Raw genomic sequence first — 12,540 nt, 5'->3', positions numbered from 1 at the left:
CTCGAATTACCTCCTCTATTCTGTCTTATCTCCCACGCAAATGTTTGCTTGTATTTTACCACTAATATCCTGTTCTTTAAAGGACACACATTGAATAATTGAATTTTTGATCTCTTTTGCTTTGGAACTGCCGTGGGTCTTAACGACCAGCCCCTTCAAACCCAAAAGCGGTGCTCCGCCATATGCGGATGCATCAAATGCCTTCAAGGTGTTCTTCAAAGCCGGCAAAGCCAGTGCCGCTCCGATCTTGCTCCTTAAGGTACTCATCAAACCTGTCTTTATAACACCGATCAGTGTCGAACTGAGTCCCTCGTATAATTTCAAGATCACATTGCCCACAAATGCCTCACAGACAATGACATCCGCCTGTCCCGACGGAATATCTCTCGCCTCAATACTTCCTATAAAATTGATGTCCTTACATTCTTTTAATAAAGGATAGGTCTCCTTGACTAAAGCATTTCCTTTTTCTTCCTCAGCGCCAATATTGACAATGGCAACTTTCGGATTCGGGATACCTACGACATGCTCCATGTAGATTGATCCCATACGCGCAAACTGTACCAGATGGGAAGATCTCGCATCCACATTGGCTCCACAATCGATCAGAAGCGATACGCCTTTCTTGGTCGGTATCAATGGTGCCAAAGGTGCACGTTCTACGCCCTTGATCTTACCAACGATCACTTGTCCGCCCACTAAGACCGCCCCGGAACTGCCTGCGGAAACAAAGCCATCCACCTTGCCTTCCTTGACCAGTTTTAATGCCACAACGATCGATGAATCTTTCTTTTTGCGTATTGCCATAACCGGTGGTTCTGCTGTCTCGATAACCTGACTTGCCGGCACGACCTCGATGCGGTCTGTCGGATAGGTGTATTTGGTCAGTTCTGCCTGAACCACATCTGCAAGCCCCACCAAAAGGACTTTGATGTCTTCCCGCTCCTTGACTGCCTCTACACATCCCTTGACGATCTCTACCGGCGCGTTATCACCACCCATAGCATCTACTGCTACGACTTTTATATTATCCATGATACGCCTTCCTCCTATGCATAAAAATGCATCATAAGAAAAATATACTATAAGTGTACCTATAAATCAACACCAAATCTCCCCAGAAAAGGAGCAAAAAAATAAGGCTTTCCGTAGTCGGAAAGCCTCCTGTTTCATCTTAGTCCTGAGCGATGATCTCTTTCTTATTGTAGGAACCGCAGTTCTTACAAACTCTATGTGGAACCATTAACTCTCCACACTTGCTACATTTTACTAATGTAGGAGCTGTCATCTTCCAGTTTGCTCTTCTCTTATCTCTTCTACCCTTAGAAGACTTATTCTTTGGACAAATTGACATATCGGGTCACACCTCCTTAAATTCATTAAAGATATCTTGGAACTTTGCCATTCTTGGATCTATTACCTGACGATCACATCCGCAGTCCTGCTGGTTCAAATTCTGACCACACACCGGGCAAATACCCTTGCAATCATCCTTACACAAGACTTTTGTCGGCCAGTTCACCAAGATTTCGTCATAAATCAGTCTGTCAACATCTAACTCATGTTCCTCCAGAAAGGTATTTTCCTCGTCCTCTGCAAATTGCACATGACCATCTGCAAGCATAACCTTGCGATCAATGGCAATCCGGAGTGTAACATCGACATCCGACAGACATCGATCACACGGAACTACCACATCCAGAGTAGTGTCACCTGAAATCAATAATTGCTTATTGTTATCATTTGTCAGACATATACTGAATGGCTTAATGTCGGTAATAGGAAATCTTCCTCCGCTCACAGAAACTTCTGACATCTCTGTTGTAACAGGTATCTCCCGTTTCTTATCGGCTGTAGAAATGACATCTAAAATATCAAACTTCATAGTCTCTCCTATTCACACTCAAACTATTATACATAGATGTCAGGCGCTTGTCAACAACTTTTTCGCCCTATTTCTTATTTTACAAGTGCTACCGTTTCTCTTGCAATAGCAAGTTCTTCGTTGGTAGGGATCACGCATACCTTAACCTTGCTGTCCGGTGTAGATAAGGTAACTTCATCACCGAAAGTCTTAAGGTTGGTCTCCTCATCAATAGCGATACCAAGATAACCTAAGTATTCGCATACCTTGCGGCGGACAAGTGCAACATTTTCACCGATACCGGCGGTAAATGCGATGGCATCCACACCATTCATGGCTGCTACATAAGAACCGATGTATTTTGCTACACGATAACAGAATACTTCAACAGCGTCTGCTGCCAACTGGTTGCCAGCCTTGATCTCAGCCTGCAGATCACGGAAGTCGCTGGATCCGCCCTTTGTCATACCGGAAAGACCGGACTTCTTATTTAATACAGTAACCATCTCTTCGATGTTTAAGTTTTCTTTCTTTGCGATGAACTCCATGATTGCCGGATCAATATCACCAGAACGGGTTCCCATGACAAGACCTTCAAGCGGGGTCAGTCCCATGGAAGTGTCTACACACTCGCCGTTTAAAACAGCACTGATAGATGCGCCGTTTCCAAGGTGTGCTACGATGATCTTGGAATTTTTCAGATCCATGTCTAAGTACTCTGCACATCTCTTAGATACGAAACTATGGCTGGTTCCGTGGAAACCATAACGTCTTACTGCATACTTCTCATAATATTCATATGGAAGTCCGTACAGATAAGCCTTTCTCGGCATGGTCTGATGGAAAGCAGTATCAAAAACACCTACCATAGGTACGTTTGGCATAAGTTCCTTGCAGGCATTGATACCGATCAGGTTTGCCGGATTATGCAGCGGTGCAAGATCATTACACTCTTCGATGGTCTTTAATACTTCATCGGTAAGTACAACGGAAGATGCGAACTTTTCTCCGCCATGTACGACACGGTGTCCAACGGCATCAATCTCCTCCAGGCTCTTGATCGCGCCTGTCTTGTCGTTGATAAGTGCCTCGATCACAAGTTGGATTGCCTGCTTATGTGTTGGCATATCTGTCTCAGTGATCTCCTTATCCAGACCGGTCTTCTGATATACAAGTCTGCCGTCAATACCGATACGTTCACAAAGTCCCTTTGCAAGTACAGATTCGCTTTCAGAATCAATGAGCTGATACTTCAAAGAAGAACTTCCACAGTTGATAACTAAAATATTCATCGTTTATCTCTCCATTTCTTATTTCCTTTTCTTGGGACAAGCCCAAACTTAAATCTATTATACTATCAAATATTTTTTGGTACAAGATACCAGTATGGATTTATTTAAGTTCAATCTGCATGGCAGAATATGATTTGTCGCTTGTCGCCCGATCGCCTTTATGCTATCGTTTTAATATCAATATTGCATTTATCTTCAAGGAGACCATACATGAAAGTCGTAGGCATCATTGCAGAATACAATCCATTCCATAAAGGACATGCATACCAAATCCGCTATGCCAAAGAAAGGCTCGGCGCAGACTATGTGATCGTTGCTATGAGCGGTCCTTTTACCCAGCGTGGCACGCCGGCACTTTTTGACAAGTACAGCCGGGCAGGCCATGCCCTTGCCTGCGGTGCCGACCTGGTCTTGGAACTTCCGGTCGTCTATGCGACCGCCAGTGCCCAGGTCTTTGCTACCGGCGGTGTGGCTCTTTTGCAAAATGCAGGGCTGGTGGATACCCTCTTATTCGGCAGCGAATGTCCTGATCTTGCGGCTTTAAAAAATATCGCAGACAGGCTATCTGAAGAATCCCCTGCCTATCAGGCGCTCCTGCGCCAGGCTTTGCAGGGGGGATCCTCCTATGCCGCTGCCCGCGCAAAAGCCATAGAAAATCCTGCCTATGCCGAGATCTTAGCCCAGCCCAACAATATCTTAGCCATAGAATATCTAGGGGCTCTCTCCCGCTTAGATTCTTCCATGACACCCCTTTGTCTGCAAAGACAGGGTGCCGGCTATCACGAAACCTCTCTGGATGAGGACATGGCATCTGCCTCCGGCATCCGGCATTTTCTGGCAGACCATCCGCAGATGAGCGACCAGGAACTTGCCCTGCTTTTAGACCAGATTCCGGAAGCCTTGCATGCTTCTGTGAAAGAATTGATCCATGACGGACAATTTCTTTTTGCAGATGACACTTCGCTTCTGTTGCACTATGCATTGACGGAAACGCAGGACTTTACAGAGATCGCCGATTCTAATTTTGATATTTCGAATAAAATCTTGCAGAATCGACATTTATTTGCAAGTTTTCATTCTTTCTGTCAACTGTTAAAATCCAAAGATCTTGCCTATAGCAGGATCTCCCGCGTTTTATGCCATATTCTTTTGGATATAAAAAAGCAGGATATGCTCCTGCCAAACGATACTTGCCCTCTCGATGCAAAAGAACTGGCGCCATATCTACGCATTTTAGGTTTTTCAGATAATGGTCGTCCTTTATTAAAACAGATCAAAAAAAACGGAACTGTTCCTCTAATCACAAGCCCCCAGAATGCCAAGGGACTCCTCTCACCGGAGGCCATGCACCTTTTGGATAAGGACATCTTTGCATCGGATGTTTATCGCATGATGCTTTCCAATAAGACCGGACAGTTTTTTCCAAATGAATATACCAGAAAGTTTTCATAAAAAGGGGACACTCCTTATGGCAAAAGGAACGTCCCCACTGAAAAATTTCTGATTAGTGATGGAAAAGACGGATGCCGGTAAACGCCATCGTCATACCATATTTGTTACAGGTTGCGATCACATGATCGTCGCGGATAGATCCGCCCGGCTGTGCAACATATGCCACACCGCTCTTATGGGCTCTTTCGATATTATCCCCAAATGGGAAGAAGGCGTCGGATCCTAAAGCAACGCCTGTGTTCTTATCCAGCCATGCTCTCTTTTCTTCTCTGGTAAAGACCTCCGGTTTTACCTTAAAGATCTTTTCCCATTCGCCATCCGCAAGCACATCCATATAATCCTCGCCGATATACAGATCAATGGCATTATCTCTATCTGCACGACGGATACCGTCTACAAATTGCAGTCCCAGCACCTGTGGAGACTGGCGCAGCCACCAGTTATCTGCCTTGCTTCCTGCCAGACGTGTGCAGTGGATACGTGACTGCTGACCGGCTCCGATACCGATTGCCTGTCCGTCCTTTGCGTAGCATACAGAGTTGGACTGCGTGTATTTCAAAGTGATCATGGCAAGTGCCAGATCGATCTTTGCCTGCTCCGGAAGTTCCTTATTTTCGGTCACGATATTGGAGAAGAAATCGTCATCAATGACCAGTTCATTTCTTCCCTGCTCAAACGTAACGCCAAAGACTTCTTTTCTCTCGATCTTCTTTGGCTCATAATCCGGGTCGATCTCGATCACATTATAATTGCCCTTTTTCTTTTGCTTTAAGATCTCCAACGCCTCATCCGTATAGCCCGGTGCGATGACACCGTCAGACACCTCTCGCTTGATCAAAAGTGCGGTTGCCTTGTCACATACATCGGACAATGAAATAAAATCACCGAAAGATGACATACGGTCAGCCCCTCTGGCTCTGGCATAGGCATTGGCAAGCGGGGTAAATTCCATATCCATATCGTCTACCCAGTAGATTTTTCGCTCTACGTCAGAAAGCGGCAGTCCTACGGCTGCGCCCGCCGGAGAAACATGTTTAAAAGATGTTGCTGCAGCAAGACCTGTTGCACGCTTTAATTCTCTGACTAACTGCCAGCCATTAAAAGCATCCAAGAAATTGATATATCCCGGCTTACCGCAAAGCACCTTGATCGGCAGTTCGCCCTCTTCCATATAGATACGTGATGGTTTCTGATTTGGATTGCATCCATATTTTAATTCTAATTCCTGCATATTTTCGTCCCCTTTATATAATCAATACTATCTACTTGTTCTTGTTGATGATCTTTGACTCATATTTTCCTGTTGCAATATCGATATAACGAACAAACAGAGAAACTTTATTGTCCTCATTTAAAGACTTCCAGATCTTGTCTGCAAAAGCATCCATATCGTCTTCGATGGCAACCAGTTTCGGCTCTCCTTCAAAACTCGGAAGTGGATTGCCGTCACACTTGTAAGTATGGATAAAATGTCCCTCGCCTGCGACCGGATTTTCATAGGCAAAGGTATAACGATTACAGGCATCCGGATTGCCATTGTTACTCTTTAAAATAGACATGGCGTAATTGTATTTTCCGTCCTTGATATGCATGATACCTGAAATTCTAGGAGTGTAGTTTGGTCCGTCCGGCTCAAACTCTCTGGTACGCAGGGACTGCTCAAATGTCATCTGCTTGTCCATGAGTTCATAGATCGTATCTGTCTGGTCGCCATTGGTAACGATGGTCTTGTTGCCAAGCACGCGGACAGGCGCATAGATGATCAGACTTGGATCACTCAACTTGGATGGATCAAATGCCTGTGTGCGAATGCCTTCTCCGTCCTCTACAAATACACGATTACGGCTGTTCTCACTTCTGCCCATGATAAAATAGGCGGTCACTGCCTTCGTGCCATCCGGTGTCTTACCGATCACGATACCTCTGCCCGGGTAGGCATTTGACTGTAATTCCGCTTCTAATGATAACATTTCCATGAAATAACCTCCTAAAATTTTCTAGTCTATGCTATATGGCTTGTTACATAAGATGATTATAACGTATCGCGCCGTTTTTTACTATGCGCTTTTCCTAATGTGATTGATTAGTCTGTCTTATCACACGTCTTTCATTTATAAGTATCAGTGGAATTTCCTATTACATAAAAAATAGAGCCAGTCCCCTTTCCGGAGTCCGGCTCTATCATCAATCATATTAAATATAAGAACTATAGGTCGACATAAGGTCATTCATGGAAATGGCACCCGTTCTGGTATAAGAACCGCCGGAAGCCTGTGAAAGTACACTGCTTCTGACCATAGAAGCCTTTGCAGAAATCTGATAGCCATAGCCGCCGGATGTCTGGAATAAAGACTTGGCAACCGTCATATCTGACTTTTTAAAAGTCGCCTCATCCACAGACAAATGCCCATTGCTACCTACACTGATACCAATGCTCTTTAAGATAGAAGAATTGGCAGAAGTCAATCCCTCCATGCCGGATACCGCAGAGCGTACACCGGAAAGACTGGCACCGTCGCCACTATCGATCATGTCATTGTAGGCATCAGCAAACTTCTTGACCGCTGAGTAAATCTTGTCTGTATCATAACCATAGGTGGTCTTGCCATCCGCATCCTTTTGTTCAACCTTGCTGAATAAGGAATCGGTTCCCTTTTTCAAAAGTGTATTCGCCGCATCCGACAGTTCGGTAGCATCGCTTTTCCACTCTGCCATCTGCTTGTCCGTCGTCTGTAACTTGTCCTTATCGGTCGTTGTCGTTGTATCTGTTCCGTTCTTTGGTGTGTAATAAGAGCGAAGCAGTTTAAAATAAGATCCTGATTGGATACTATTGTATTCCCCTAAAAGACTGGTCATAGAGGAAAGAGATGATCCACCACTGCTGCTCGAACTGTTCAAACTGGAGAACAATGTGCTGATACTGGAAGAATCATATCCTGATACGGTAAGTCCCATTTTCATCACTCCTTTGATAAAAAAACATCCATGTACGTTACTTACTTATATACTTATTTTCGGCAAAAAGGCTTGCTTTCATAACCTTTTTCACCTAATCCTATACAGATTATACAATATTTTCGATCTGCCAGTCAATAGGGGCTGCACCATGCGCCTCCAAGAAGGCATTGGTCTGGGAAAAATGCTTACATCCAAAGAAGCCCCGATAAGCCGAAAGCGGACTCGGATGTGGAGCCTCCAGGATCAAATGATTGGGATTTGGCGTCAGAAGTTTCTTTTTCATCTGCGCCGGTCTGCCCCAGAGCAGGAAAACGATCGGCTGCTCCTGCTTATCTACAATGCGGATCACCGCATCCGTAAACTCCTCCCAGCCAATATTCTGATGGGAATTTGCCTGATGCGCCCGCACGGTAAGTACAGTATTTAAAAGAAGAACGCCTTGCTCTGCCCATTTAACCAAGTATCCGTTATTTGGAATATAGCATCCCAGATCATCCTGTAATTCTTTGTAGATATTGACAAGGGATGGTGGAATCTCTACCTCCGGTCGTACGGAAAAGCACAAGCCATGCGCCTGATTATAGTTATGATAAGGATCCTGTCCTAAGATCACGACCTTGACATCTGAAAGCGGTGTCAGATGAAAGGCATTGAAAATATCGTCCGCCGGTGGGAATACCGGTCCTCTTTGGTATTCTGCCAGAACCGTCTCATATAGTTTTTTGTAGTAAGGTTTACAAAATTCCTGACTGAGCGGTGCCAGCCAATCATTTGAAATTGCAGGCATATGCCATCTCTCCTTTATCTTCTGACAGATACGCCTTTTTCTGCCAGATATGCTTTTAGATCCATGATCTCTAATTCTTTGTAATGAAATAAGGATGCCGCCAGAGCCGCATCTGCTTTTCCCTCTGTCAAAGCATCGTAAAAATGTTCCTTGGTGCCCGCTCCACCCGAAGCGATCACCGGAATAGAAACCGCCTCAGCAATGCTTCTGGTGAGTGCAATGTCATAACCGGACTTGGTGCCGTCACAGTCCATGCTGGTAAGAAGAATCTCTCCCGCCCCCAAGGCTTCTGCCTTTTTTGCCCATGCTACAGCATCCAGACCGACATCAATACGACCACCATTTTTATATACATTCCAGCCACTGCCGTCCGCACGCTTTCTGGCATCGATGGCAACGACTACACATTGGCTGCCAAACTTGTCTGCCGCTTCCGAGATAAGTTCCGGACGGTTTAGGGCAGAAGAATTGATCGATATCTTATCTGCGCCCTCCCGAAGCAGAACGCGGAAATCTTCTACGCTGCGGATCCCGCCGCCTACCGTAAAAGGGATAAAGACATTGGCTGCCACCTTGCGCACCATATCTACCACCGTAGCCCGGTGATCGCTGGAAGCCGTAATATCCAAAAAGACCACTTCATCCGCCCCTGCCTTATCATAGGCAGCCGCGATCTCCACCGGATCTCCGGCATCTTTTAAATCTACAAAATTAACACCCTTGACCACTCTGCCGTCCTTGACGTCCAGACATGGTATGATTCGTTTGGTAAACATATATCCTCACGCTTCCTATCTCTTATAAATCCGCAAAATTCTGTAAGATCGCCAGTCCGACTTCCCCGCTTTTCTCCGGGTGGAACTGACAGGCAAACACATTGTCCTTTTCCACCGATGCATGAATCTGCACACCATACTGGCAGGTTGCTTTTACGATGGAAGGATCTTCTGCCTGAAGATAATAAGAGTGAACAAAATAAACATAAGCCCCCTCTGAAATACCGGAAAAGAGTCTTCCCTCTGATGGAAAATCCAGAGAATTCCACCCGATATGTGGAATCTTCAGTCCCTCTGTTTCCGGGATCCGCAGGCACTGTCCCTTTAAAATGCCAAGTCCCTCAACGCCCTCTGTCTCCTGACTTGCTTCAAACAAAAGCTGCAGTCCCAGACATATACCAAGAAATGGCTTCTTCTCGGCAACGACTTCCCGGATGGCACGATCTAATTCGTATTTCTTGAGGTGCGCCATCGCATCGCCAAAGGAACCCACACCCGGCAGGATGACCTTATCCGCCCGCAGGATCTCATGGAAATCCCTTGTCAGAATGGTTTCCTGTCCCAGATGGTTCAAGGCTTTTTCTACACTTTTGATATTGCCGGCATCATAATCGAGTATTGCTATCATATCCTGTCCTTTTCCTCTTAGTCGTCTAAATGCAAGGATGCAATGATCTCATCAATGCGGAGCGAATAATCCTCGCGGTTCAACTGATACATAGCGACCGCATCCTCGCTTGATACGCCATATTGATCCTGCAAAAGTTTTGCTAATGCATCTCCCAACTTGGTGTATTCATCCTCGATACCAAGTTCTTTTGCCTCGTCTAAATTCTCCTCATATCTGGCAACACCTATTACCAGAGAATCCAATGCCAGATCATACTTCTGTCTTTTTACAAAGACCTGATATTCCTGATCCCGTTTTTGCAGATCACCCAAAAGTCTCGCTTTCTTGAAAAGATCCTCATCTGCCTCTTTTAGATCCATACCCATCAGATCTTCATAGGAAGTAAAGTAATCTCCTGCATTATATGCGGTTCTCGCATCACTTAAGGATAATTTATATCCCATCATATGCTGCGCGAGTGTGATCAGCGCAACGATAGAAACCGCCAGTACCAGGAAGATGACAATGACCTTGGCTGGGATCTTAGGAGAATTGTCCGGTTCCTTTGGTGGCTTCGGTGGTTTTTCCTTCTTTACTTTTACCTTCTTTTCTTTTGGCTCTTTCGGTTTTTTCTCTTTTTTCGGCTTCTTTTCCTTTTTTGCCTTTTTGGATTTCTGTTCAGCCTCAGAAAGTTCTTTCAAGATATCCAGATTTTCCTGATTCAGATCCTCCTGCGGTGCCTGAGAGATATCTAAGACCTGATCTTCCTCTTTATCCTTTTTGCTAAAGATGGATTTGATCTTATCGATCAAGGCTCCCAAACCCTTTTTGCCCGGTGCCCCGTCTCCTTCTGCCGGACTGCCTTCGGGGTCCGCATCCGCAGAAGGGTCTGTCTGTTCTGCCAACTGTTCAAAAGTCTCCTGGGCTTCTTCTAAAGGCTGATCCTCGCCGTCTGCCTGTAACAAAGCGCCTATATCATCCAGATCTTCATCCCCGGACAAAAGTCCCATGAGATCCATATCTTCATCGTTTTCGTCCAATAAAGACGGTTCTTCTGCATCTGCTGCCTCGGCATCGTTCATCTGTAGATACTTTGCCAGTAGGTCCTCGCCCGCTTCACCGATCGACTCCTCCGCATCCGGTTCTTCCTTATCCTCGGCAAATTCCGCATCCATCTCATCTTCGCCATAGCCATCCAGCGCCGGCAGGTCATCATCGCCCTGTTCGATCTGCTCTTTTGCCTTGTTGACGACTTCTTCGATATTATCCAGAAAAGATGCCGTATCATCCGCAGGTCTGTCTTCGTCGGATGCCTGCACATCAGATGCCTGATCCTCGGCTGGTCCTTCTACCGTATCTTCCTCGGTTACAGTTTCCTCCGGCACTGAGATTTCTTCTTCCGGCGTCTCTTCTAACGATGCTTCCTCTTGGAAGGACTTTTCGTATTCCAGTTCATCCTGTGCGATCTCATCTTCAAATTCGCGTATAAAGTCATCCGACTGATCAAGATCCTCGCCCAGTTCTTCCTCGAACATCTTGAGGAAATCATCTTCTGACAATGCCTTGCGCAGATTTTCATGGCTGGTCGGTTCCGGCTTATAATCACGGATCCCGCTGGCTTCCATAAAATCATCATCCGGCTTTATTCTGTTTCTCTGTTCCTGTTTTTCTCTCAGGATTGCTTCTGTCTGCTTTTGGGCATCCGTAACATCCTTGCGCACGGTCTGTACCGAATTCAACAGACTATCCAAGTAATCTTCTGAATTAGCCAAATTGTTACCTCCAAAATGGTTATTTACATACAGATAAGGGATGTGTCAAAAGCACATCCCTCTTCTAAACCTTATATTATTTGCGGTTTGCTTCGTATTTCTCGATCAATCCATCAATGGCTGAAACCAACTTACCGATCTCCGGCTTTGTCAACTGTGCATCCGCTCCAAGGGATTCTCCTTTAAGTCTGATCTCTTCATTGATCAGAGATGAGAAGATAACCACCGGAATCTTCTTCATGACATCATTTTCCTTAACCAGTTTGGTCAGGCGGTGTCCATCCATCAGTGGCATCTCGATATCTGTAATGATACAGTGAACATCATCTAAGACTGTGCCACGCTCATTCATCTCACACAACTTGTCCCATGCTTCCTGACCATTCATATTGACGATCAGATTGGTGTAGCCTGCCTTGCGCAGACATTCGCAGATCAACTTGCTCAAGAGTGGAGAATCTTCTGCAATGAGAATCGGAGAAGAACTACGGTCTCTCTCCTCATAATTATCCATATCGGAAACCTTAAGTCCGGTCTCCGGGTTGATGTCAGACACGATCTTCTCAAAGTCTAAGATCACGACCAACTTGTCATCCAACTTGACAACACCGGTAGATACGGCAGAATCATCTGCACTGATAGTCGCATCCGGCTTGATGATATTTTCCCAGGATACTCTGTGGATACCAAGTACCTCGTCTACATGGAATGCTGTGTTTAACTTGTTGAAGTTGGTGATGATAAATAATCCGTCTGTCTCAGCCGGCTCAGTAATATTCAAGCATCTGCGAAGGTTAATGACAGAAATCATCGTATCTCTCGGCATAAAAATACCTTCTACGCACGGATGTGAATTTGGAAGTGGAGTGACCGGTTGATACAATAAGATCTCACGGATCTTGGCTACGTTGATACCATAGTGATTATCCGCTACCTTAAACTCCAAAATCTCCAATTCGTTTGTCCCTGACTCAAGTAAAATATTAGTGTCCATACCTTTTTCCTCCCAAATGCCTACTAGGCAATGTA

The 12,540-nt window shown here is 45.3% G+C and carries 13 protein-coding genes; 1 reads left to right on the top strand and 12 read right to left on the bottom strand.

Features of this window, described 5'->3' with window-relative positions:
• Positions 1-15: 15 nt before the first annotated feature.
• The 4 genes from plsX to H8R94_RS00170 form a co-directional block, all read right to left on the bottom strand.
• Positions 16-1,035: a phosphate acyltransferase PlsX gene (gene plsX, locus H8R94_RS00185; protein ID WP_186853561.1), complete on the bottom strand. Its 1,020-nt coding sequence runs from the start codon at positions 1,033-1,035 to the stop codon at positions 16-18.
• Between the two features lie 139 nt (positions 1,036-1,174).
• The gene (rpmF, locus tag H8R94_RS00180) at positions 1,175-1,354 is read right to left on the bottom strand and encodes a 50S ribosomal protein L32 (RefSeq protein ID WP_118281317.1); all 180 of its coding nucleotides are present in this window, start codon (positions 1,352-1,354) and stop codon (positions 1,175-1,177) included.
• A 6-nt stretch (positions 1,355-1,360) separates the two neighbouring features.
• A complete protein-coding gene (locus tag H8R94_RS00175; protein WP_186853560.1) occupies positions 1,361-1,885 on the bottom strand; it encodes a YceD family protein in 525 nt (174 codons plus the stop codon).
• A gap of 74 nt (positions 1,886-1,959) precedes the next feature.
• Positions 1,960-3,156, bottom strand: coding sequence for an acetate kinase (locus tag H8R94_RS00170; protein WP_118281319.1), 1,197 nt, complete (start codon positions 3,154-3,156; stop codon positions 1,960-1,962).
• A gap of 210 nt (positions 3,157-3,366) precedes the next feature.
• Between H8R94_RS00170 and H8R94_RS00165 the strand changes: the two genes are divergently transcribed.
• Positions 3,367-4,608 (top strand): tRNA(Met) cytidine acetate ligase, encoded by a 1,242-nt coding sequence (locus tag H8R94_RS00165; protein WP_186853559.1) that lies wholly within the window; start codon positions 3,367-3,369, stop codon positions 4,606-4,608.
• Positions 4,609-4,660: 52 nt separating this feature from the next.
• On the opposite strand, the gene H8R94_RS00160 is transcribed toward H8R94_RS00165, so the two are convergent.
• From H8R94_RS00160 to H8R94_RS00125, 8 genes are all read right to left on the bottom strand, one after another.
• Positions 4,661-5,839 (bottom strand): phosphoribosylaminoimidazolecarboxamide formyltransferase, encoded by a 1,179-nt coding sequence (locus tag H8R94_RS00160; protein WP_118281321.1) that lies wholly within the window; start codon positions 5,837-5,839, stop codon positions 4,661-4,663.
• Between the two features lie 31 nt (positions 5,840-5,870).
• Positions 5,871-6,584 (bottom strand): IMP cyclohydrolase, encoded by a 714-nt coding sequence (locus tag H8R94_RS00155; RefSeq protein WP_118281322.1) that lies wholly within the window; start codon positions 6,582-6,584, stop codon positions 5,871-5,873.
• 217 nt (positions 6,585-6,801) lie between these two features.
• Positions 6,802-7,563 carry a hypothetical protein gene (locus H8R94_RS00150; protein WP_178010230.1) on the bottom strand — a complete coding sequence of 254 codons (762 nt, stop codon included), beginning with the start codon at positions 7,561-7,563 and terminating at the stop codon, positions 6,802-6,804.
• 109 nt (positions 7,564-7,672) lie between these two features.
• Entirely contained in the window at positions 7,673-8,353 is a 681-nt protein-coding gene (ung, locus tag H8R94_RS00145; protein WP_178010228.1) for a uracil-DNA glycosylase, read from the bottom strand.
• 14 nt (positions 8,354-8,367) lie between these two features.
• Entirely contained in the window at positions 8,368-9,129 is a 762-nt protein-coding gene (gene hisF / locus H8R94_RS00140; protein ID WP_178010225.1) for an imidazole glycerol phosphate synthase subunit HisF, read from the bottom strand.
• Positions 9,130-9,151: 22 nt separating this feature from the next.
• The gene (gene hisH / locus H8R94_RS00135) at positions 9,152-9,757 is read right to left on the bottom strand and encodes an imidazole glycerol phosphate synthase subunit HisH (protein ID WP_118534852.1); all 606 of its coding nucleotides are present in this window, start codon (positions 9,755-9,757) and stop codon (positions 9,152-9,154) included.
• A 17-nt stretch (positions 9,758-9,774) separates the two neighbouring features.
• Positions 9,775-11,511, bottom strand: coding sequence for a hypothetical protein (locus tag H8R94_RS00130; protein WP_186853558.1), 1,737 nt, complete (start codon positions 11,509-11,511; stop codon positions 9,775-9,777).
• A 76-nt stretch (positions 11,512-11,587) separates the two neighbouring features.
• The gene (locus tag H8R94_RS00125; protein WP_118534855.1) at positions 11,588-12,505 is read right to left on the bottom strand and encodes a chemotaxis protein; all 918 of its coding nucleotides are present in this window, start codon (positions 12,503-12,505) and stop codon (positions 11,588-11,590) included.
• Positions 12,506-12,540 lie beyond the last annotated feature (35 nt).

The organism is Roseburia lenta (assembly GCF_014287435.1).
Taxonomy (GTDB): domain Bacteria; phylum Bacillota; class Clostridia; order Lachnospirales; family Lachnospiraceae; genus Pararoseburia; species Pararoseburia lenta.
This window is presented reverse-complemented; position numbering and strand designations above follow the sequence as displayed.